This window comes from Paenibacillus zeisoli (assembly GCF_003994465.1).
Taxonomy (GTDB): domain Bacteria; phylum Bacillota; class Bacilli; order Paenibacillales; family Paenibacillaceae; genus Fontibacillus; species Fontibacillus zeisoli.
Genome location: NZ_RZNX01000001.1, coordinates 62,997 through 86,324 on the forward strand (window position 1 = coordinate 62,997; position 23,328 = coordinate 86,324).

The 23,328-nt window shown below is 48.2% G+C and carries 15 protein-coding genes; 11 read left to right on the top strand and 4 right to left on the bottom strand.

The window, feature by feature from the left end:
• Positions 1-95 precede the first annotated feature (95 nt).
• The gene (locus EJP77_RS00275) at positions 96-671 is read left to right on the top strand and encodes a hypothetical protein (RefSeq protein ID WP_127197202.1); all 576 of its coding nucleotides are present in this window, start codon (positions 96-98) and stop codon (positions 669-671) included.
• A gap of 76 nt (positions 672-747) precedes the next feature.
• Here the strand turns inward: EJP77_RS00275 and EJP77_RS20530 are convergent, their stop codons facing one another.
• A complete protein-coding gene (locus tag EJP77_RS20530) occupies positions 748-906 on the bottom strand; it encodes a hypothetical protein (RefSeq protein WP_185897071.1) in 159 nt (52 codons plus the stop codon).
• A gap of 696 nt (positions 907-1,602) precedes the next feature.
• Positions 1,603-2,907: an NCS2 family permease gene (locus tag EJP77_RS00280; RefSeq protein ID WP_127197203.1), complete on the bottom strand. Its 1,305-nt coding sequence runs from the start codon at positions 2,905-2,907 to the stop codon at positions 1,603-1,605.
• A 314-nt stretch (positions 2,908-3,221) separates the two neighbouring features.
• Between EJP77_RS00280 and EJP77_RS00285 the strand changes: the two genes are divergently transcribed.
• Both EJP77_RS00285 and EJP77_RS00290 read left to right on the top strand, forming a co-directional pair.
• Positions 3,222-4,793: a response regulator transcription factor gene (locus EJP77_RS00285; protein WP_127197204.1), complete on the top strand. Its 1,572-nt coding sequence runs from the start codon at positions 3,222-3,224 to the stop codon at positions 4,791-4,793.
• Positions 4,794-4,874: 81 nt separating this feature from the next.
• The gene (locus EJP77_RS00290; protein ID WP_127198232.1) at positions 4,875-7,700 is read left to right on the top strand and encodes a glycoside hydrolase family 3 protein; all 2,826 of its coding nucleotides are present in this window, start codon (positions 4,875-4,877) and stop codon (positions 7,698-7,700) included.
• A 58-nt stretch (positions 7,701-7,758) separates the two neighbouring features.
• Here the strand turns inward: EJP77_RS00290 and EJP77_RS00295 are convergent, their stop codons facing one another.
• Positions 7,759-8,697: an S-layer homology domain-containing protein gene (locus EJP77_RS00295; protein ID WP_127197205.1), complete on the bottom strand. Its 939-nt coding sequence runs from the start codon at positions 8,695-8,697 to the stop codon at positions 7,759-7,761.
• 83 nt (positions 8,698-8,780) lie between these two features.
• Positions 8,781-9,677 carry a helix-turn-helix transcriptional regulator gene (locus tag EJP77_RS00300; RefSeq protein ID WP_127197206.1) on the bottom strand — a complete coding sequence of 299 codons (897 nt, stop codon included), beginning with the start codon at positions 9,675-9,677 and terminating at the stop codon, positions 8,781-8,783.
• Between the two features lie 135 nt (positions 9,678-9,812).
• On the opposite strand from EJP77_RS00300, the gene yicI reads away from it, so the two are divergent.
• The 8 genes from yicI (at position 9,813) to EJP77_RS00340 (ending at position 23,314) form a co-directional block, all read left to right on the top strand.
• A complete protein-coding gene (yicI, locus tag EJP77_RS00305; RefSeq protein ID WP_127197207.1) occupies positions 9,813-12,137 on the top strand; it encodes an alpha-xylosidase in 2,325 nt (774 codons plus the stop codon).
• Positions 12,138-12,243: 106 nt separating this feature from the next.
• Entirely contained in the window at positions 12,244-14,025 is a 1,782-nt protein-coding gene (locus EJP77_RS00310; protein ID WP_127197208.1) for a sensor histidine kinase, read from the top strand.
• A 98-nt stretch (positions 14,026-14,123) separates the two neighbouring features.
• On the top strand, positions 14,124-15,113 hold the full coding sequence (locus EJP77_RS00315) for an ABC transporter permease (protein ID WP_127197209.1): 990 nt from the start codon (positions 14,124-14,126) through the stop codon (positions 15,111-15,113).
• A gap of 15 nt (positions 15,114-15,128) precedes the next feature.
• Positions 15,129-16,028: a carbohydrate ABC transporter permease gene (locus EJP77_RS00320; RefSeq protein WP_127197210.1), complete on the top strand. Its 900-nt coding sequence runs from the start codon at positions 15,129-15,131 to the stop codon at positions 16,026-16,028.
• Between the two features lie 94 nt (positions 16,029-16,122).
• Positions 16,123-17,835: an ABC transporter substrate-binding protein gene (locus EJP77_RS00325; protein WP_127197211.1), complete on the top strand. Its 1,713-nt coding sequence runs from the start codon at positions 16,123-16,125 to the stop codon at positions 17,833-17,835.
• Between the two features lie 53 nt (positions 17,836-17,888).
• On the top strand, positions 17,889-20,282 hold the full coding sequence (locus EJP77_RS00330) for a glycoside hydrolase family 95 protein (RefSeq protein WP_246021578.1): 2,394 nt from the start codon (positions 17,889-17,891) through the stop codon (positions 20,280-20,282).
• Positions 20,283-22,316 carry a beta-galactosidase gene (locus tag EJP77_RS00335; protein WP_127197212.1) on the top strand — a complete coding sequence of 678 codons (2,034 nt, stop codon included), beginning with the start codon at positions 20,283-20,285 and terminating at the stop codon, positions 22,314-22,316.
• Positions 22,317-22,552: 236 nt separating this feature from the next.
• Positions 22,553-23,314, top strand: a complete 762-nt coding sequence (locus EJP77_RS00340) for a prolipoprotein diacylglyceryl transferase (RefSeq protein WP_127197213.1) — start codon at positions 22,553-22,555, stop codon at positions 23,312-23,314.
• The last annotated feature ends 14 nt before the right edge of the window (positions 23,315-23,328 follow it).

Genomic DNA, 23,328 nt, shown 5'->3' on the forward strand with positions numbered 1-23,328 from the left:
GTTTTACTCGGCATTGTCCTTATGGCATAATCGGGATTGATTGTATAAGTTAACTTATGGAATGGATTCCGTTATTAGGAAAGGAAGAAGTAGGGATGATTGCTAAAAAAAGTTTAATGTGGCTGCCCAGCCTAATGCTTACTATGGCCATGACCGCTTGCGGGAGCACCACAACGATTAAGACAGAGAATGGAACGGCTGAGGTGAAGAAGGACGGGAGCGAGTTCACCGTGAATAGCAAAGATGGGGAGACGACAACGTTCAAAAGTCAGGATGACAATACGTTTCAGATTGAGAGCAATAAAAACGATGGATCCGGAGGGAAAACCACAGTAAAGAGCAGCACTGAAATCCCAGCCAGCTTCCCTAAGGACATCCCGCTCCCGGATGATGCCAAGACCACGGGTTCCATTGAAACGAACGCTGATGGCAAGGAGTCCATTATTGTTACCATCCATACGGATAAAGAGCTTAGTGAACTTGAGACCATGTACAAACAATACTTCAAAGACAATAACGTTAGCAATTCTATGCAAATGGTACAATCGGGTGCGATTCTCTTCTCTGGAGAACTTGAGGGGCATATGATATCGATCTCCGGCAGTCCATCAGGGGATGCGGCTGAAGGAATGGACTTGTCCATCAGCTGGACGGAGAATGAAGCCAAATAAACTTACGTAAAAATGAATTACAAAGAACACCGCCTCCGTCTATCGATGGAAGCGGTGTTCTTTAGGCTAATCCATGTTATTTCAAATCCTCATTCGTGAAAGGAACCGGCTTGGCAACCCACTCATCTGCTTCCGGCTCAATATCTACGCCATTCTCCATTTTCTTCTGCTCCGCTAGAGAATCACGGTTCTTATCCTGCTCATTACGAACTTGATCTTCTGATTTCTGATTCATGTGTAATTCCTCCTTAGGATAGCTTGTCTTCAAACTTCAAACTTGCATAACCTTTACTTATACTTACCCGAAACCTAAATTTGCAAACGTAAATTTTCATCTCATGGGTGTTCGCCGTGATCAATACCACAGCCGGGCATAGACTGTGCATGAAGGACAGGGAATCTACCCAGCCTCAACCTGCACAGTTATAAGCACAGTATACAAAGGTGGTGAACACATGAATAAAAAATACCGTATTCGTAAATTAAGAAATGAAATTGGGCGGCTGACACATGGGAAACGGCTTATTAGAGCATACTTGTCTACCCACAAGCATTCTGGTGATAACAGCCACGTTGTAGTAGATCATGGAAAGTCTGCCGAGAGATCCAAACACAGAGTCATACGCGCTTTGTGAAGCCTCTAAAAATGCAACATAAATAACACATAGATCGTCTTCAATTACAGGACATACAAATTCTGGAAGTGCAGAGGGCGGTCTATTTGAATTTTGCTGGCGACAAGTGAAATTTGGATTGGACAAGCTTTTAGCGGTAACGATGAAAAGAGCAGCGAAGGTCCTGTTCATGGAGGTTCGCTGCTCTTACTTTTATTGGTCGTTTGTGTGATTTGCTTGTATATCCGCTTCCCCGGCAAAGTGAACACAACTTTGATGGGAACAACGGTCCGTTAGCGGCTTCATCACAGTTCATCCTACATTAATGCGTGCAGGATGAAATTGGCGAGGAACAGTACAGTAATGACATACATGACAACCTTAACTTCCCCGCCGCGCCCGGCAGCGAGCTTGGCGATAGGGTAAGCGATAAAGCCAAATGCCATACCGTCTACAATACTATAAGTGAACGGGATCATGACCATCACCAGGAATGCAGGGAAAGCCTCAGTGAAATCACTGAAATTCATTTCTTTAATATTCTGAACCATCAGGCTTCCGATAATGATCAGGATCGGTGCAATGGCGCTGTCTGGAATATAGGTCAGCAGCGGGATGAAGAAGAAGGTAGCTCCGAATAATACGGCGGTGACCAATGGAGCCAAGCCTGTTCGCCCTCCAGCCGCAATTCCGGCGGTTGACTCTGCTGCTGCGACGGTCGGGCTGCTGCCGAGAATGCCGGCCGCAAAGTTGGACAACGAGAGAGCACGAAGGCTTCCCTTAAAGGTCTCGGGTCGTTCAATCATACGAGTCTGTGCTGCAATGAGACCAATATTCTCAAAGACGATGATAAGGAGCAGCAGGAAGACGGCAATCCAGAAAGCGATGTTCGTGAGTCCCGGATACAAAGATAGCTTGCCAAAGATCTCTCCATACTGCTGCCAGGGCTGGGTAGCGAGCTTATTCACATCAGGGTGAACAGCACCCAGAATGTAAGCAAGCGCAGTTCCCACCAGTATACTGATCAGGAGATCCCCTTTGACCTTACGAACAAAGAGAACAAGGGCAAGAAGCAGGGTAACGCAGGCCGTTATTACGTTTGGATCACTAAAGTGACCAATCGTGACAAAAGTGGTCTGATGAGCGACCACGATCCCGCTTTTTTGCAGGCCGATAAAGGTGAGGAACAATCCGATCCCTACGCTGATCCCATGCTGTAGATTGTGCGGGATGGCTTCACTGATTCTTTTGTATAGTGTGGTAAAAGCAACAATGGCGAATAGCAGTCCTGCAACTGCCACTACAGCAAGGGCTTCCTGCCAGGTAAGCTTCATAGAATGCACCAGAGTGTAGGTGAAGAAAGCATTGATCCCCATCCCTGGTACCACAATGATTGGAGATTTGCCCAGGAAAGCCATGAGCAGACAGCCGGCGATCGAGGTCAGCAGAGTTCCAACCATTGCAGCCTGGAGGGGCATGCCCGCATCGCTTAAAATAGCTGCATTCACCATGACGATATATACTACCGCAAAATAGGAAATCAAGCCTGAACTGACTTCCTGTCTCCAATCGTGCTGCCCAGGTTGATAGCCCAGACTTTTGGACAGCAGATTCTGTTTCATGGAAAGGCCCCCATTCAATATCAATAAGTTGACAGCAAGAGTAAGCATACAATCGGAGGCGAGGATAAGCAAGCCATTAATTGTTAGTATACCCTTATGCTTGGATTCTCAAATCGATAGGATTGTGCAACATGCGCATGGAATAATGTTAGAGATTTGCCACCGAGTTATTTATAATGAAATCATACGGAGTGATCTTTAGTTCATTCCATATAGAATGCACCACAATTCACTGACGGATGTCTTATTATATGAAAGCGCTTAACAATATATTAGGCGGATGGATCCGACTAACAAGCAAGAGGGGTTGTACTATGATTAAAGTAATGATTGTAGACGATGAGCCGAAAGTCAGAGAAGGTCTTACCATGCTGATTCCATGGGATTCTTTAGACTTTACGGTTGTAGGTACAGCTGCCAACGGGTTTGAGGCTTTAGAGAAATATAATGAGCTCCGGCCAAACCTGGTTGTAGCGGACATTCGCATGCCGGGTATGGATGGAATTCAGCTCATTGAGAAATTAAGGGAACAAGACGCGAAGCTTCATATTCTGATTCTCAGCGGTTATGCAGATTTCGATTATGCCAAGAAGGCAATCGCAAGCAGAGCGGATGGCTATCTGCTCAAGCCGGTTGATGAAGATGAGTTAATGAGCTATCTTGAACGAATCAGACAGAAGTGGCTGGAGGAGAATGAGCAGCAGAAATGGACTGAATCGGTATTGGAATCGAGCCGCGAGCGTGTAGTTAAGTCCCTGCTAACCGGAACAAAAGAGGAGGCCGAGGCTCTTGAGACCAGCGCTCTGTCGCTTGGCCTAAGCTCTAAAGAATACCAGATCCTCTTAGTGGATCTGTATATGTGTGAGGGGGAGAATCATACGACGGTTGGAGAGGCTGTTGAACGCCTGCAGGCCTATTTTGAACAAATGAAGCTAGGGGTGACCTTCAAGCTGTACTCCCACACAGGGCTGCTGCTGAATAAGCCAATCACCGGATTGCAAATGCGTCAAGAGCTTAGCCGGAATCTGGAAGGCATCTTGAACGGCCTGAATGTAAAGTTCTCGGCTTCGCTCGGGCATGTGGTTCGAAGCATAACGGAGATATCAACATCTTATGTGAAAGCTAAGGAGCTTCTTGAATGTGAATTTTTCTGTGCAGACGAAGGTGTAATGTACTGTGATATGAGTAAGGATACAAAGGCTGAGACACATGTAAATGAACCTGTAGATATCACATCTATTGAAGAACAAATATACTATGCTCTTGATTTGGGTAACCCGGCCCCCATTCCGGAGTTAATGAAGACAGCTGGGGACTATTTAGCGGCAAACGGGAGAACAGAACAAGAAATCAAACGTTATTTTGCTGAGCTGATTACGGGTCTGATTAGTAAGCTCTCCGTACGGAATCCTGATTTGGATGGCATTCTGAGAATCTATACAGAGAGCATTGCTCATCTGTACCAGAAACGGAGCCTGTTCCTGCTTACCCGGCATGCAGCCGAGATCCTTCAGAAAGTGACGAGTCATATTGATCGCTGCCAGCATCAGGATCTGAAGCTTATGCTGGATATGATCCATCGGAATTATGGAGATAATCTGAAGCTGGAGACGTTGGCGGGTGTATTGAACTACAATAATGCTTACCTGGGGAAGCTGTTCAAGAATGCAACAGGAGAGTATTTCAACACCTATCTGGATAAGGTTAGGATCGAGCAGGCCAAGCGGATGCTTCAGGAGGGCATGAAGGTGTATCAAGTCGCGGAGAAGGTTGGCTATACGAACGCCGATTATTTTCACAGCAAATTCAAGAGATATGTGGGAACCTCGCCCTCTGTCTACCGCAAGCAGGGAGAAGGAGCGGAAAAGCATCAAATTTCTATATGAAATTAAAGCTAATTGTAAGGGTACTAAGACGGGAAGCAGAACGTTATGATAGCTTCAAAAAGAGAGAGAGAAGGTATTGCTATGACTTCTGCAAACGCTTACCCTTACTTAAATCCTGATCTGTCGCTTGAAGAGCGTGTAGCTGATCTGGTATCCAGACTGACCCTGGATGAGAAGATTGAGCAAATGTGTCAATATCAAGCCGAGATTCCGCGGCTGAACATACAAGCATACAAGCACGGTACCGAAGGCGCACATGGAGTGGCCTGGCTGGGTGAGGCAACCGTATTCCCGCAAAACACGGGACTTGCGTGTACATGGGACCCGGAACTGATGCGTCAAATTGGTTCGGTCATCGGGGATGAAGCAAGAGTGTATTATCAAAAAGACCCGAAGATCAATGGACTGACCATCTGGGCGCCCACAGTGGATATGGAAAGGGATCCACGCTGGGGCCGTACCGAGGAGGCCTATGGAGAAGACCCTTATCTTACAGGCCGACTCACTACCGAGCTGGTGAAAGGGATGCAGGGAGACGATCCTTTTTATTTCAAAACCGTGGCCACACTGAAACACTTCTACGCCAACAATAACGAAGTGGATCGCGGAAGCGCATCGGTCAGCATAGATCCTCGCAACAAGCGCGAGTACTACCTGAAAGCGTTCGAGCCTACCTTTAAGGAAGGCGGAGCAGCTTCGATGATGACGGCATACAACGGGATCAATGGGGTTCCCTGCAATGTGAATCCCGAGATTAATGACATTGTTAAGGGCGAGTGGGGAATGAAGGGCTTTGTCGTCGGTGATGCAGGGGATGTACTGGGTACAGTGAACGATCACCATTATGTTGAGTCCTATGCCGAGGCTGTCGCCAGATCTGTGAAGAATGGAATAGACAGTATAACCGATGATCAGGATATCTCTTTCCGTGCGCTGCGTGATGCGCTTGAGCAAGGACATCTTACGGAGGCTGATCTGGACCACGCGCTTCAAAATACGTTTCGTGTGCGGTTCCGGCTAGGTGAGTTTGACCCGGCAGAGCGAAATCCTTATGCGCATGTTGAAGAGTCCAAGCTATGTGCCGAGGATCATGCTAAGCTGTCCAAGCAAGCGGCTCTTGAAGGGGTTGTCCTGCTGAAGAACACAGGCATTCTTCCTTTACGCAAGGAGATTGGAAGTGTTGCTGTAATTGGCCCGATGGCCAATGAGGCACATACGGACTGGTACAGCGGAACACCGAAGTACCGAATCACGCCGCTTGAGGGCATTATCTCCCAATTAAACGAGGGCAGGGTCCGTTACTGTGATGGCAGTGACCGGATCCGGATTCGTTCCTTGAAGACCGGCAAGTACGTCGTCGTTGGCAATGAGGAGCAAGGACATGGACTGACCGCTGCGGAACCGAGTCCGGAGAAAGCTGCTATCTTCAGAAGAACGGATTGGGGCTGGGGGAGTGAGACCCTCCGGGAAGATACAAGTGGTAAATTTGTGACCGAGAACGAGGAGGGCTTTCTCTCTGCAACAGCAGAAGAAGCCCGCGGATGGTTCGTGAAGGAAGTCTTCCAGATTCAAGATCAGGAAGAAGGATTAAGCGGGATTACGAACTGGCAGGGGGTACCCGTCGCAATTGGCGGAGACCGTGAACTTAGAGTGAATGGATCCACCGAGAAAGTGGAGAGCCGATTCGCGATCGAAGTCGTGAGCGATGGAATAGCGGAAGCGGTTGAAGCTGCGCGGGCATCAGAAGCTGCTATAGTATTCGCCGGCAATATTCCTTTCATTAACGGGAAAGAAACGATAGACCGAATGGACATTACGCTCCCTTCTGCCCAGCAGCAGCTTATCCAAGCCGTAATGGAAGCTAACCCAAATACGATTGTGGTCTTGGTTGGGAGTTATCCATTTGCCGTCAATTGGGAACAGGAACATGTTCCAGCCATACTGTACACCTCCCATGCAGGTCCTGAGCTGGGCGCTGCCGCAGCAGAAGTCTTGTTCGGGGAGTACAATCCGGCCGGCCGGCTTGCTATGACCTGGTACCGCTCGCAGGATCAGCTTCCGGACATTATGGATTATGACATTATCAAAGGAAAACGGACTTACCAGTATTTCGAAGGCGAAGTTCTGTATCCGTTTGGGCATGGGCTTTCTTACACGGAGTTTGAATACAGTGGGATTCATCTCAGCAGACCAATTATCACTAAGGAAGATGAACTGGTGGTAAGTATCACAATTACGAATAGCGGAAGTCTTGCGGGTGAAGAAGTAGTTCAGTTATATGTGCATGCCGATCAATCAAGAGTACCCAGACCTCTCAAGACATTAAGTGGATTTAAGAGATTGTCAATCGTTCCTGGGGCATCTGAGACGATAGAGTTCAAGCTGTCCACTGCTGATTTGTCCTATTGGGATGTGACCCGGGAGAGATACGTAATGGAGTCAGGCACATATACGATCATGGCCGGCAGTTCATCCAAGGATATTAAAGCTTCTGTCGTCATAACTGCTGAGGGAGAAGAAGTGCCGCCAAGATCTTTGACTAGTCCGGTCAAGGCAGAGAATTACGATGACTATGAAGGCGTCTATCTGGACGAATGTATCGAAGGCGGAAGCAGCGTTCGGACCCGGGAGGAAAGCGGATGGATTGCTTTCTGGGATGTGGAGCTTGGTGAACAGGACCGGGGAGTGCTAAAAGCGAGAGTCTCGTGCATGGACCCTGGTGCCGAGATCGAAGTTCGGCTCGATGAGGCCGCTGGGCAGCTGGCTGGTCGCAGCCTCGTTCCTCCAACCGGCGGCACTCAGGCATGGACCACTCTTGAAATTCCGCTAGAGGGCATCAATGGCCGGCACAGCGTATACCTGCTGCTTAAGGGCTCGATCTTGATCAGCAAAATTCATCTCGAATAGATCATAGAGAAGCGGCTTTCCCGATATATGGGAAAGCCGCTTCTCTTACTTGCCAGTCTTATTTGGAGACATTGCCGGAATCGGTTGCTGTTGTCTCAGTATTTGTATTAGGATCGGCCACTGCCAGCTTGACCTGATACCCAGATGGGATATAGGCGGTATCGCGTACCTTGGTTATGACCTGGGCATACATCCCGGTAGGTCTAGGCTGCACCACCTCGGTATAAATCACCGCTACCTTCTTCGCTTGATCGTACCGAATCGATGAGATTCGAAGTCCGTATCCGGCATGCGGAGCCTGTGCGCTGACCTCTACCTCGGTAACCTGACCATCAATGGTCTTGGTGCTCAGGGCATATTCCTGAAGCGGGCGGCCGTCCGCTTGTGCCTTTAAATTCTTCGTTGCGTCCACACTTTCGTTAAGCCAGCCAGCCGCTACGCTTCGGGTAATCGGCGACTTAGGATTGAAATTCAGCTTGGCATCAAGAAGGGAAATCCCCAAGTTCAACAGGTTCTGAATGCTGCTCGTATAAGCTGGAGTGATGCTGTCTTCATCGGTAATCGTATTGTAACGGTTGATAGTCGAATAATCTTCATTTACTTGGATCGCTTGAGACAGTAAATGTGCGAACTGTTCGCGCGTCATGATCGTATCCGCGGTAATGTCCTTCGGAATGTCCAGACCATGAATCTGGGCAATGACAAAAGCTTCGGAATACCATGCCGAATTGCTAATCTTGGTGAAGTAATCGGAGGCTTCAGGCTTTTTGATAAATCTGTAAGTGTCCAGATTGAGGTCAAGTCCCTTAACGATCGAGTTAATACCCGATGCGTAATCCAGCTTCTGCTGGGGATCCAGACTGCTTCCCGGAATTTGTATGACGTTAATTTTGTTAGCTGTGAGGTCAGGCGCTGTATCTTGAAGCGCACTGACAGGTAGAGCTGCGCTAAGCAGCAGTACCGTAGTGAGCAGCAGCATGCTGTATTTCTTCTTCATGATCTTCGTATCCCCTTTTTGGAGTAATATTCCTGTTCCCCTCTAGACGAGCATGCTGCGGAAAATGTTGCAAAATCAGAAGTTCATATCCCGGATGTTGAACCTTTGCGGAAGGCTGATGGCGAACACTTCATCATTTTTCGAAACACCCGAATGAAATAACTGATGTTATCAAAACCAACCTCGAGTGCAATATCCGAGATTTTGCGATCTTCCACTCTAAGCATTTCAGCCGCCTGCCGAATTCGATAACTGTTCACATAATCCATGGGAGTCTGTCTGGTCATGGACTTGAAGAAGCGGCAGAACTGACCTTCACTCATGGGGATCAATTCGGCCAGCTCATTCAGCCTTATAGGTCGGTCATAATGCTGCTGGATATATAGAAGAACCTTCTTGAGCCGTTCAATTCTGGCCGCTCCTCCGGATGGGTTCATGCTGCGGTTGCAGGCAAGACCGCTTGCTGCAAGCTCGTAGAGCATCATAAGCAGATTGCCTTTGACTGCGGCTTCATAACCGGGAACCTCGGAACGGCAGGCCTCCATGATGGCTGAGATATGGGCTAACAAGCTGATCTCTTCGGGTGAGGTGGGCCGGATCAAGCGGGGGAAAGTAGCTTTTCGCTCCTGAAAAGGAAGTACCGTCCGGTCTTGAATGGCATCATATTGCGCGCTTGCCAGGAGCTGTGCCCCGAAGACAAGCGCAAAAAACCTGCAGCCTTCTGTTCCCAGTGCGTGCCCAGCGTGGATATCACCACCATCAATGAATACAGCCTCTCCGGCGCGGACAGGGAAGTGCTCTTCATCTAATTGGAACAGCACCTCACCTTCAAGCACGATAAAAATCTCGGATTCATCATGCCAGTGGCAATCCAGCACATGCTTACCTGGTCCAAAATCCATCCAGTAAGCCCCGAAAGGCTGCAAGTGCTCCCCGTGTATACGGCTTTCCTTTAACGAACTTTTCAGAGTCGGGTCCATATTGATCACCTCATCAAAATAGTGCTATATAAACATTCAATAATGTAAGTTTTAAATGAATGGTATCAGTATAATGCGAGTATAACGCTTACATTTAGATTTGTAAAAGTATATTGAAAAGGTAGTGTGACGATTATGAAGTTTACGGATGGTAACTGGTTAATCAAAGATGGCTTTTCTCTTCTGAATGCAGTACAAATGCATGACTTTGATATTACGGATAACAGTGTAACCGCATATGTATCAACTACCCCTATTGCTGATCGCGGAGGAATGATCAATACCATTCTATTAACGGTGAAGTTCCATTCTCCAGCTCCTGGAGTTATTGGAGTAAAGTTAATTCATTGGGACGGAGAACGTGATCTGGGTCCGAATTTCGAGCTTAAGCAGGACAGCGGACACCAGGTAACGATTACGGAGAACGAACAGGAAGTCGTGATGCAGAGCGGGGACCTAAGTGTCCATATTGCCAAGGGCAGCAAATGGTCCTTCGATTTCTACCGCGGTACGGAGCGTATTACGGGCAGTGGCTTCAAATCTGTGGCTCACGTGAACGATACACAAGGAAATGTCTACATGCGGGAAGAACTCGACCTTAGTGTCGGAGAATGGGTGTACGGACTTGGGGAGCGTTTTACTGCTTTTCAGAGAAACGGGCAGATTGTTGATGTCTGGAATCAGGACGGAGGCACAAGCTCCGAGCAGGCTTACAAGAATATTCCGTTCTACGTAACCAATAAGGGTTACGGTGTGTTCGTTAATCATCCTGGGCTCGTATCCTATGAAGTTGCGTCCGAGAAAGTGAAGAAGGTTCAGTTCAGCGTGACAGGCCAGACGATGGAGTACTTCATCATCGATGGTCCAAAGCCAAAGGATGTTCTGAACAAATATACCAACCTTACAGGGAAGCCAGCGCTGCCGCCAGCATGGACCTTTGGTCTGTGGCTGTCCACCTCCTTCACGACGAATTATGATGAAGAGACCGTGAACTCCTTCGTTGACGGTATGGCAGAGCGGGATCTCCCACTGCATGTGTTCCACTTTGACTGCTTCTGGATGAAGGAATTTCACTGGTCGGATTTCAAATGGGATGAGCAGGTATTCCCCGATCCTAAGGGGATGCTGACTAGGCTCAAAGCCAAAGGACTTAAAATCTGTGTCTGGATTAATCCTTACATTGGACAGCGTTCCCGCTTATTCGAGGAAGGCAAGAGACTCGGTTATCTGGTGAAGCGTCCTAACGGGGATGTATGGCAGTGGAACCTGTGGCAGCCGGGTATGGCGCTGGTTGACTTCACGAACCCGGAAGCCTGCGACTGGTATGCCGGATATCTGCGGGAACTGGTGGACATGGGCGTGGACAGCTTCAAGACGGACTTTGGTGAGAGAATCCCCGTGGATGTCGTATACCACGATGGGTCGGATCCTGAGAAAATGCACAATTACTATACATTCCTTTATAACAAGGTTGTCTTTGAAGTGCTTCAGGAGAAGCTGGGCAAGAAGGAAGCCGCGGTATTCGCTCGTTCAGCAACAGCGGGAAGCCAGCAGTTCCCGGTTCATTGGGGTGGAGATTGCTACGCAGACTATGAATCTATGGCTGAAAGTCTTCGGGGCGGATTATCTCTTGGGCTGTCAGGTTTTGGATTCTGGAGCCATGATATCGGAGGTTTCGAGAATACGGCCCCAGCTCACGTATTCAAGCGCTGGCTGGCATTCGGACTTCTGTCCAGCCACAGCCGCCTGCATGGCAGCAGCTCCTACCGGGTGCCTTGGGCTTATGACGAGGAAGCCGTTGAAGTTACGCGCTTCTTCACCAAGCTCAAATGCAGCCTGATGCCTTATCTATATAGCTCGGCCGTACAGGCAGCAGAGTATGGATTGCCTATGATGCGAGCCATGCTGCTGGAGTTCCCGGATGATCCGGCAAGTGAACTGCTGGATCGGCAGTATATGCTCGGTGATTCCATTCTTGCAGCTCCTGTATTCAGTGAAAAGGGAGACGTTAAATATTACCTGCCTGAAGGCAGATGGACCCACTTGCTTACAGGTGAAGTCGTTGACGGCGGGAAGTGGAGGAAAGAAGTTCATGATTTCCTGAGCCTTCCTCTCTATGTGCGCCCCAACTCTATTCTTTCCTTCGGAGCAGAGAATACGAAGGTAGATTATGATCTAGCCAATGAAGTAAAGCTGGTCATCTACGAGCTTGAAGAGGGTGCCGAAGCACGCGCTGTAGTACGCAATACGGAAGGAGAGGCCGAACTTCTGGTCACTGCAACCAGGGAAGCCGATGTGATCGAGCTTAAAGTTTCCGGTGCAGGCAAGGCCTTCCGGCTCAGCGTGAATGGAAGAGACAACCTGAACATTCTAGGTGATACGGATGCAGGGCCGACAAGCCCTGAAATCCGGGTTGGCGATTGGAAGGACGAGACACATATTCGCATAAAATTACAGTAAAAATTACAATAGAGGAAAAAAGTCCCCTTTTACCAAAGTGAAAGGGGACTTCGCTTATCTGCTATAATCGGGAGGTAGACTTGATGAGAAAGAAAGAGGGATAGCCATGCTGCACCGTATCGCCCGATTATCCAATAATCTCAAAATGAAGAATAAGCTGATCCTTTCTTTTGTTCTAATCGTGATGGCACCCGTCCTTATTATTGGCGGAGCGGTCACGTTCTATTTCAGGCAGCAGGCTTTGGATAATGCAATTAACCAAGCTACCAATAACGTCGAGAAGATCAAGTCACAGACACTTACGATGCTGAGGGTACCCACGGATGTGTCGAATCTTCTTCTATTTGATGAGAATTTGAAGCAACTCATTAATACGAGATACACCAGTGCATTAGAGCTTACCAAGAGCTATTTGTCCTATACCAAATTCAGTGATTATGTCCGGCAGTACAAGGAAGTGTCTGCTATCCGATTCTACATGGACAATCCGAGTCTAATTAATAACTCGGAGTATATTCCGCTGAATAACCAGATTAAGCAGGCCCATTGGTATCAGAAGGCGATGAGCAGTAAAGTCATTGGCTGGTTCTACATTCCTGACGAGGAGGAGTCGCCGATCCACAGACTGAGCCTGGTCAGGAAAGTGAGCTATCCTGAGTATCATTCAAGCGGGGTGCTCATGGTAGTACTGAATCAAGACGGCCTTAATGGAATGCTGAAGCAGGAGCAGTTCGATACTTTTATCGTAGACGAACAGGGCTTCGTTATTGCTGCGAATAATCCGGCAAAAGTGGGACAAACCCTGGAACAGATGAAGCTGGGGCTGAAGCCGGAGACCGTGAATAAAGGAACTTATAATCAGGTAATCAAAGGCAGTCCTTCTTATGTAATTACAGATAATCTGGTGCCGGAATCAAGTATGAATGGCCTTCGGGTTATCTCTATATTCACAACTGAAAGCATCGTTAAAGATGCGAATCGAGTCAGCTTCATGGGATTCTTGTTCATGCTCTTAGTGCTAGTCATTGCACTACTCTTTGTCTATATCGTATCGGTTCTCACAACCGGACGTCTGCTTCAGTTAAGCCGCCAATTAAACATGGTTGCGCTGGGCAAGTTTGATGTTGAATCCAGAATCGATGGCAATGATGAGATCGGTCAGCTTTCCCGCCAGTTCAATTACATGGTGAGCAGTATCCAGCAATTGATGAATCAAGTCGTTGAGAAGACCGAGTATAATAACGCACTGGAAATTGCCCAGAAGGAAATTAGGCTGAAAATGATGGCAAGTCAGATCAATCCTCACTTTCTATTTAATGCACTGGAATCCATACGGATGAATGCGCTGCTGAAGGGGGAGAAGGAGATTGCCCATATTGTGAGGCTTCTAGGTAAATTAATGCGGAAGAACCTCGAAGCTGGACGGGAGAAGACTACACTTCGTGAAGAAGTGGAAATGATCCGTTCCTATCTCGAAATTCAAAAGTTCCGTTATGAAGAGCGGCTTAACTTTAACATTACAATCGATCCAGCCGCGGAGGGCGTTCTCATTCCGCCGCTTATCATTCAGCCCCTAGTAGAGAATGCGGTTGTGCATGGGATGGAGAACAAATCAGACGGTGTTGAGGTCAATGTAACCATTAAGGCTATGTATGACCGGCTTCAAATTGCAGTTGAAGACAATGGAGCCGGGATAACGGAGGAACGCATGGATGAAATCATTCAATATATATCCGGTACGGAAGATTCAGAGAATCGCAGTATTGGGCTGCGGAATGTTCACCAGCGGCTTACCATGGTGTTCGGGCAAAAAGCGGGTCTGCAAATAACAAGCACCTATGGGGAACGGACCAGAATTTCATTTGTTATCCCCACCGGTGAGGAATGAAATCTCTAATTTTTACATGGTTTTCGATCAAATCTGTTGGGTATTTACGAGTCAATTCCTGCTTTACAATGTGAGTATAGCAGAGGAGGGAACCAGATATGAAAACGCTAACAATGGATGACAACCTCCAACATGAAAGCGTAACCCCTAAAGCTCCCAAGAGAAAAAAGAAGACAAAGGGGGATTTCTGGAAGAGTGTTGGACAGCAGAAGTACTTATATTTTATGTCCATTCCATTTGTAATTTGGTTATTTGTTTTCAGCTATGTACCCTTGTGGGGATGGACCATGGCTTTCCAAAATTACAAACCAGCTAAGTCATTCTCTAACCAAAAGTGGGTAGGTCTCAAGAATTTCGTTGAGCTATTCCAGGATGAGCGGTTCTACCTAGTGCTCAGGAATACGCTTGCCATGAGTATTATGGGGATTGTCGTGGGCTTCATCGTACCGATCGTGTTCGCCATTCTTCTGAATGAACTCAGATCCATGAAGTTCAAGCGCACCATTCAGACCGTATCTTATCTTCCCCACTTCGTATCCTGGGTCGTTGTAGCCGGGATCATCACCAAGCTGCTGTCGATCGATGGAGGAATTGTGAATGAAATTCTGTTATCGCTTCATATCATCGACCAGCCCATTCAATTCATGGCTAAAGGAAATTGGTTCTGGGGAATTGTAACCGCTTCCGATGTTTGGAAAGAAACGGGTTGGAACGCCATCATTTACCTTGCAGCGATTACCGGGATTGATAAAGAGCAGTATGAGGCAGCCCGTGTAGACGGAGCCAGCCGGTTCCGGCAGATATGGAATATTACATTACCTGGCATCAGACCTACTATTATGGTCCTGCTCATTCTGTCGATCGGTCATCTAACCAGTATCGGATTCGAGAAGCAGATGCTGCTCGGCAACAGCCTGGTAACGGACTATTCCGAGGTCCTCGATCTGTACGCACTGAAATACGGTATTCAGATTAACCGGTTCTCCTATGGTACAGCTATCGGGATGTTCAACTCTATTGTCAGCATTATCCTGTTGTTCACTGCGAACGGACTGTTCAAGAAATTTGCGAAAGAAAGCATCATGTAGAGGGGAGGAAGACACATGGCAGGCAGCGCATTTAATTCCACACGATCTGAGAAAATATTCGATTGGTTCAATTACACTTTCTTGACCCTGGTGCTGATAGTGACCCTGTATCCTTTCCTTAACGTGCTGGCGATCTCGCTAAATGACTCAACAGATACCGTACGTGGCGGAATATATTTGTGGCCCCGGGCTTTCACCTGGGACAATTACCAGACGATTTTTAACTACACTGGACTCATACAAGGACTGAAGATCTCAATTCTCCGGACCCTTGTAGGAACCGTGCTGGGTCTAATCGCGGCCTCGATGCTGGCATTTACGCTCAGCCGGGTAGACTTCAGAGGCAGAAAGTTCATTTCCACTTTTGTCGCTTTGACCATGTATTTCTCTGGCGGAATTGTACCGACATACATCCTGATGAGAGACCTTCACTTAATCGGTACGTTCTGGGTATATGTTCTACCCGGTTTGGTAAGCGGATTCAATGTATTCATTATCCGTTCATTCATTGACGGTCTGCCGTTCGCCCTACAGGAATCAGCCAAGCTGGATGGCGCCAATGACTTTACGATCTACTACAGAGTCATTCTTCCGCTTTGCAAGCCCGTGCTGGCCACGATCTCTCTATTCCTTGCGGTAGGTCAATGGAACTCCTGGTTCGATACTTATCTCTATAATGGCACCAAACAGCAGTGGACCACACTTCAGTATGAGCTGATGAAGGTGCTCCAGAGTACACAGCAGGGCGGCAATATGACTAATGCCAACGATCTGGCCACCCAGCTGGCACACGTCTCACCCGATTCCATCAAAATGGCTATAACCATAGTGGTGACCATTCCAATTCTCGTGGTATATCCATTCCTTCAAAGATACTTTGTCGGCGGGATGACCCTGGGTGCTGTTAAATCCTAATTTCTAATTTCTAATTCAGGTCCTTAATCATGGTGAACTCAGGCTCAGCCTGATCACATAAAGAATTGACTCAAGCCTACAGAGGGGGATAAAGATGAAGAATTTCAGAACGACGAAGCTCTTAACTCTTGTTCTGGCCGGTACATTAGCACTGGCTGGATGTTCAAGCTCCAAAGATGCAGGTTCTTCAGGAGCAGCTGATGGCGGCAATGCAGCCGATACTAATTCAACAGCTCCGGTAACGTTCACCTTCTTCGGTGCAGATGCAAGCCCGAACTGGAACAACATGAAGGATGATGTAGGCCAGGAAATTACCAAGAAGACTGGAGTAACCATTAATGCTGAATACGATGTAGGCAGCGGGGGCGGAGATCAGAAGATATCTCTAATGGCAGCCAGTGGGCAATATCCGGACTTAATCTATGCAAAAGGTAGTCTTAGCACTCTGATTGATGCTGGTGCGTTGGTTGACATGACAGATCTGATTGATAAATATGCTCCTAACCTCAAAAAATTGTACAGCAGCAATATGAATCGGCTCAAATACAGCAATGAAGATCCGAAGATCTATTCCATTCCTACCAACGTAGGTGTAGATAATATGATCTTTGATGCAACGGGCGGATTTGAAATTCAGCACCGGGTATTGAAGGAACTGGGCTACCCTAAAGTTAAAACCGTTCAGGATTACGAGAATGTTCTGAAGCAATATGTGGCCAAGCATCCAACCACCAACGGACAGCCTACCATTCCTCTGACGCTAAATGCGGATGACTGGAAAATTATGATTACGGTGACCAACCCGGCATTCCAGGCTACTGGAGCACCGGATGACGGTGAATATTACATTGATCCGACAACTTATGAAGCGAAGCTGCACTATAAGAGACCGGAAGAGAAAGAATACTTCCGCTGGTTGAACCATATGTACAATGAAGGTCTCCTGGACAAAGACACCTTTGTTCAAAAGGATGATCAGTACAAAGCCAAGATTTCCAGCGGCCGTGTACTGGGCCTGATCGATCAGGAGTGGGACTATCAGGATGCTGAGAATGCCCTGAAGTCTGCTAACAAGAATGAGTTCACTTATGCTCACTTCCCAGTAACCATGTCTGAGGATATCAAAGACAAATCCATGCAATCTGTAGGCTTTGACGGTTATGGCATTTCCATTACTACTTCTTGTAAAGATCCGGTTCGTGCCATCAAATTCCTTGACTGGCTTGCTTCTGACGAAGGTCAAGTCCTGAGAAACTGGGGAGTTGAAGGCAAGCACTACAAAGTTGAGAATGGCAAGCGTGTAATCCCTGCAGAAATTCAAAACCGCAAAGTGAATGATGCTTCAACCTTCTCTAAAGAGACAGGAATTGGTCTCTACACAGCAATGAGTGGTCGTTATGGTGACGGTGTGAAGGATTCAACAGGCAACTACTATACTACGAACTTCCCTGAACAAATCGTAGCCAGCTATTCCGATGCAGAGAAAGAGTCCCTCAAAGGTTACAATGCAACAACTTGGAAGGATCTGTTCCCTAATGAGAAAGACTTCCCTGTTAAAGATTGGGGCGCAGCATACAACATGACCGTTCCAACAGATGGTGAATATCAGGTGATCTGGAAGAAGACACAGGATATTGTTCGTAAGAGCATTCCGGAAGCCGTGCTGAGCAAACCAGCTGACTTTGACAAAGTGTATGATAACTTCCTGGCAAGTCTAGATAAAGCCGGAGCTCCAAAAATGGAAGCCGAGTACACTACGCTTGTAAAAGCAAGAGTATCCCTGTGGACTGGAAAAGACATTAAATAAAAACTTCTGTAAGCCCGGGCCGTTGTCCGGGCTTTACTTTATAGGAGGGATTGATGCTCGTGATGCAGGACAAGAAGGAGTTCTGTGAGCGGCTGTGGTATAGGCAGCCTGCGGGGCCCTGGGAAGAAGCCCTTCCGATTGGGAACGGGCGGCTTGGCGGAATGGTGTATGGCGGCGCTGCTGTAGAGAGGATCTCGCTCAATGAGGATACTCTGTGGTCAGGCTATCCAAGAGATACGAATAACTATGATGCCCTTCGACACTTGGGAAAAGTAAGATCGCTTATCGCGGATGGTGGATATGAGGAGGCTGAGCAGCTGATTGAGCGCAGTATGCTCGGACGGCGTACGGAGTCATACCAGCCGCTGGGCGATTTATGGATATACCAAGACCATTCTGAGGATGCAGTTACGGAGTACGAACGCTCCCTGGATCTGAACACCGGTATAGCCTCCGTCAAGTACCGCTGCAGAGGAGCCAAGTACAGCCGTGAAGTATTTGTTAGTGTGCCAGATCAGGTAATGGTTGTTAGGCTTGAAGGTGAAGAGGACATGGATATTACCGTAAGGCTGTCCTCACCGCTTCGGCATGAATTTGTTCAAGACCCCAATCAGCTTGTACTGGTGGGCCGTGCTCCCATACATATAGCGGACAATTACTTGGGAGACCACCCTCAATCTGTTCTCTATGAAGAGGGCAGAGGAATTTCTTTTGCTATAAATGCTGCTGCACATAATTACGGAGGACAGATTGATGTCCTTGGAGACGGACGGATACGAATTACCAGGACCCGAACGATCACGCTGCTGCTTGGAGCTGCGACGGATTTTGAGCATTACGAACAGGTTCCCGGCATGGGGAACCCTGCTCTTACAAGCAGGGCTGTACTCGAGACAGCAGCTCAGCAGGAATATTCGGCTCTGCGGACAGCTCATATTCACGATCATCAGGAGTTGTACGGTCGTGTGAAATTGTGGCTTGGAGCACCGGGTGAATCTGCTTCTGGCCGTGAAGAGCTTCCAACCGACGAACGTCTGCAAAAATACAGTGAGGGAGCGGAGGATCCAGGGCTTGAGGCCTTGTATTTCCAGTATGGACGTTACCTATTAATGGCCTCGTCCAGGCCAGGTACTCAGGCAGCCCATTTGCAGGGGATCTGGAATCCGCATATCCAGCCGCCATGGAACTGTGGGTATACGACGAATATTAATACCCAGATGAATTATTGGCCCGCAGAAGTATGCGGCCTTAGTGAGTGCCATGAGCCACTGACGGATCTAATCCGAGATCTGAGTATAACGGGGAAGAGAACAGCCCGTATTCATTACGGGGCAGAGGGGTGGGTCGTTCATCATAATGTGGATATTTGGCGAACAGCAGGTCCTTCGGATGGGAAGGCCAGCTGGGCCATGTGGCCGCTTGGCGGAGTGTGGTTGTGTCGTCATCTCTGGGAGCAGTACCTCTATCAGCCGAATCATACAGCGTTTCTGAGAGACACGGCATATCCATTAATGAAAGGCGCAGCCCTATTCTGTATGGATTGGCTGGTGGAGGATACCCAGGGAAGGCTGATCACGAGTCCATCCACCTCACCGGAGAACCAATTCATTACCCCGTCGGGTAATGTATGCAGTGTCTCCGCAGGCTCCACGATGGATATATCCCTGATCCGTGAATTATTCCATCACTGTATGCAGGCTGCCCGTATTCTGAAGCAGGATGAAGAGTGGATTAACTCGGTGCAGGAAGCTTGCGATAAGTTAAGACCGCTAGAGATTGGAGAGGACGGTAGACTGATGGAATGGTCTGAGCCATTCCCGGAAGCTGAGCCTGGACACCGCCATGTCTCCCATTTGTACGGACTCTATCCGGGAAATGAAATCCATCCGCGTCTTACACCGGATCTTGCTGAGGCGGCGCACAAATCTCTGGAAGCACGGCTTGAGCATGGAGGCGGTCATACCGGCTGGAGCTGCGCGTGGATCATTAATCTATACGCCCGCTTATACGATGGCGACCGTGCTCATGAATTCATTAGGACATTATTAAGCCGCTCGACCTATCCGAATCTGTTCGATGCTCATCCTCCGTTCCAGATCGATGGGAATTTTGGAGGGACTGCCGGAATTGCCGAAATGCTGCTGCAGAGCCACTCGGATTCTATCGAGCTGCTGCCTGCGCTGCCAAGAGTCTGGCAGGACGGATCGGTGAAGGGACTTAAGGCCAGAGGCGGATTCACGATAGGTATGGATTGGATAGACGGGGAGCTTGTACATGCCACCATTCGTTCCGGGGCTGGAGGGGGATGCCGGATTCGATATCTGGGTCATATCCTTGAAGTGACTGGGCAATCGGATATTCCGTGTGGGGAAGAACTGAGTTTTAGCGCAGAGTCTGGCGTGGAATATACAATCCAAATCAAGAAATCGAGAGAGGATGAAGTGTAGATGATTAACTCTAAACTGCCAAAAATTTGGTATGGCGGTGACTACAATCCTGAACAGTGGGAACCTGAAATCTGGAGCGAGGATGAACGGATGTTCAGGCTGGCCGGGATTGACGTAGCCACTCTTAACGTATTCTCATGGGCACTTAATCAGCCCAGCGAAGAGGAGTATGATTTTGCATGGCTGGATGAGCAGATGGACCGAATGTCACGTACCGGCGTATATGTGTGCCTCGCCACGAGCACGGGAGCGCATCCCGCCTGGATGGCAAAGAGGCATCCGGATGTGCTTCGTGTTGACAAGAACGGCAGCAAGAGGGCTTTTGGCGGAAGACACAATTCATGCCCGAACAGTCCCACCTACCGGAAATATTCCGCGCTGATTGCGGAGAAGCTGGCTGAAAGATATAAGAACCATCCTGCGCTTGTCATCTGGCATGTATCCAATGAATATGGCGGCTACTGCTATTGCGAGAACTGTACTTCGGCCTTCCGGTCCTGGCTCCAGGAGCGTTATGGAAGTCTGGATGCCCTGAATAAAGCGTGGAATACCCGCTTCTGGGGTCATACGTTCTATGACTGGGATGAGATTGTGCCTCCAAATGAACGAAGTGAGGAGTGGGGACATAACCGTACGAATTTTCAAGGCATTTCCCTAGATTACCGGCGCTTTATGTCGCATAGTCTGCTCGAATGCTACAAGCTGGAATATGACGCCATCAAGAAGCACACACCTGATGTTCCCGTGACCACGAATCTGATGGGGCTTTATCCGGAGCTGGATTATTTTGAATGGGCGAAAGAGATGGATGTGGTATCCTGGGACAATTACCCTTCACTGGACACCCCCATCAGCTTGACCGCGATGACCCACGATTTGATGAGAGGGCTGAAGCAGGGTCAGCCGTTCATGCTCATGGAGCAGACGCCTAGTCAGCAGAACTGGCAGGCCTACAACTCCTTGAAGCGCCCCGGAGTTATGCGGCTGTGGAGCTATCAGGCCGTAGCCAGAGGAGCAGATACCGTCATGTTCTTCCAGCTGCGCCGCTCCATTGGAGCCTGCGAGAAATACCATGGTGCTGTGATTGAGCACGTGGGACATGAGCATACAAGAGTCTTTCGGGAGTGCGCTCAGCTTGGTGAGGAGCTCCAGGGACTGTCAGACAAGCTGCTTGACTCCCGCAGTCAGTCTAAAGTAGCGATTCTGTACGACTGGGAGAATCGATGGGCGCTGGAGCTGTCCAGTGGTCCGACCGTAGCGCTGGATTATGTGAAAGAGGTACACAAGTATTATCACGCACTCTTTGATCTGAATATCCAGACGGATATGATTGGGATCTCAGAAGATCTCTCGAAGTATGACATTGTCATTGCTCCGGTTATGTATATGGTCAAACCGGGATTTGCCTCCAAAGTGGAAGACTTTGTAGCAGGCGGAGGCACGTTTGTGACAACCTTCTTCAGCGGTATTGTAAATGAGACGGACCTGGTCACCACGGGGGGATACCCGGGTGAACTTCGCAAAGTGTTGGGAATTTGGGCAGAAGAGATCGATGCCTTGTACCCGGATCATCATAATCAGATTGTGATGATAGAGGATTGGAATGGTCTAAGCGGCAGCTATACCTGCGGTATGCTCTGCGATCTCATCCACACTGAGGGGGCCGAGGTTCTGGCTGAATATGGCGAAGACTTCTATAAGGGAATGCCTGTACTAACCCGGAACGCCTGGGGAAAGGGCAGTGCCTATTATGTAGCGAGCAGTCCGGATGCCGCATTTATGAAGGGATTGATGGAGAACCTTTGCCGGGAGAAAGGAATTGCCCCGCTGCTTCACACACCCGAGGGAGTAGAGACTGCCTTGCGGGTGAAGGACTCAGCAGGTTATTTGTTTGTGCTTAACCACAATCCAGAAGAGGCTGAAGTGGAGGTCGGTCAGGAAGCTCTGCACGAGCTGTTGACCGATATTCAGGTTCAAGGAAAGGTTGTTGTACCTGGGCGAGGTGTAATGATTCTGGAACAGAAGCAGAAATAAATAGCCATAATATATATATAAGGCATTAACTGCGTTGAGATAATCAGTTAGGCCACCTATACACCACTATCACGTTCTCTGGACAGGACAAGGTAGTGGTGTATTCTTACTTTCATTTTAAAAGTATCTACCACCCTGCGAAATTGGTATGATAGAATGAAGACTTGTAATATCCTAATTTAACCAATTATCCGGATTGGACATAGGATTAGAATATCGGAGTAGGAGAGGGAACCGTGCATTTTCCAGTCTATATACATATCGGCAGTTTGGTCATTCATCCACATGTATTGTTTGAATCTTTGGCTTACTTTATCGGCTTTCGAATTTATCTATGGACCCGACGAAAGACAGATGTCCCCTCGAAGAATATGTTTTGGGTTATTGTGGGTGCGGCATTGGGCGCGGCTCTGGGCTCCAAGCTGCTGTGCTGGTTCGAGAATCCGTCAGTTCTATTATCGCCCTGGGATCATTGGGAGGCCCTGCTTGGCGGTAAAACCATTGTAGGCGGATTGCTGGGCGGATTATTTGGCGTTGAGCTGGCGAAGAAGCTGGTAGGCATCACCCGGTCCACCGGGGACGATTTTGCCTTTCCTTTGTTAATTGCAATTGCCATTGGCCGGATCGGGTGTTTCCTGACAGGGCTTGATGACCATACCCATGGCATTCCGACGGATTGGATCACAGGCTTTGACTATGGGGACGGCATACTAAGACATCCGACCCAGCTGTATGAAATCGGCTTTCTTTCGCTTTACGTCCTAACCTTATATTTGATCAAGAAAGTAAGATCAGCTCAGAACCGCCCGCTTCCAGACGGGTCATTATATCAGTGGTCCATGCTTGGTTATTTGTTCTTCAGATTCTGGGTCGATTTCATCAAACCCACCCCGCATCTTTATTTGGGGCTTAACAATATTCAAGTAGCATGTCTGCTTGGCATGATCTATTTCATATTTATTTATAAGACACAAAAGCCGCAGGATCCTGCGCTTTAGTCTATTTTAATTAA

What these genes read in the sequence shown, in the direction of transcription:
- EJP77_RS00290 (WP_127198232.1), top strand. Translation starts at nt 4,875, where the DNA reads ATGACTTCTGCAAACGCTTACCCTTACTTAAATCCTGATCTGTCGCTT.
- EJP77_RS20530 (WP_185897071.1), bottom strand. Translation starts at nt 906, where the DNA reads ATGAATCAGAAATCAGAAGATCAAGTTCGTAATGAGCAGGATAAGAAC.
- EJP77_RS00335 (WP_127197212.1), top strand. Translation starts at nt 20,283, where the DNA reads ATGATTAACTCTAAACTGCCAAAAATTTGGTATGGCGGTGACTACAAT.
- EJP77_RS00300 (WP_127197206.1), bottom strand. Translation starts at nt 9,677, where the DNA reads ATGGACCCGACTCTGAAAAGTTCGTTAAAGGAAAGCCGTATACACGGG.
- yicI (WP_127197207.1), top strand. Translation starts at nt 9,813, where the DNA reads ATGAAGTTTACGGATGGTAACTGGTTAATCAAAGATGGCTTTTCTCTT.
- EJP77_RS00330 (WP_246021578.1), top strand. Translation starts at nt 17,889, where the DNA reads ATGCTCGTGATGCAGGACAAGAAGGAGTTCTGTGAGCGGCTGTGGTAT.
- EJP77_RS00280 (WP_127197203.1), bottom strand. Translation starts at nt 2,907, where the DNA reads ATGAAACAGAATCTGCTGTCCAAAAGTCTGGGCTATCAACCTGGGCAG.
- EJP77_RS00315 (WP_127197209.1), top strand. Translation starts at nt 14,124, where the DNA reads ATGAAAACGCTAACAATGGATGACAACCTCCAACATGAAAGCGTAACC.
- EJP77_RS00325 (WP_127197211.1), top strand. Translation starts at nt 16,123, where the DNA reads ATGAAGAATTTCAGAACGACGAAGCTCTTAACTCTTGTTCTGGCCGGT.
- EJP77_RS00295 (WP_127197205.1), bottom strand. Translation starts at nt 8,697, where the DNA reads ATGAAGAAGAAATACAGCATGCTGCTGCTCACTACGGTACTGCTGCTT.
- EJP77_RS00285 (WP_127197204.1), top strand. Translation starts at nt 3,222, where the DNA reads ATGATTAAAGTAATGATTGTAGACGATGAGCCGAAAGTCAGAGAAGGT.
- EJP77_RS00310 (WP_127197208.1), top strand. Translation starts at nt 12,244, where the DNA reads ATGCTGCACCGTATCGCCCGATTATCCAATAATCTCAAAATGAAGAAT.
- EJP77_RS00320 (WP_127197210.1), top strand. Translation starts at nt 15,129, where the DNA reads ATGGCAGGCAGCGCATTTAATTCCACACGATCTGAGAAAATATTCGAT.
- EJP77_RS00275 (WP_127197202.1), top strand. Translation starts at nt 96, where the DNA reads ATGATTGCTAAAAAAAGTTTAATGTGGCTGCCCAGCCTAATGCTTACT.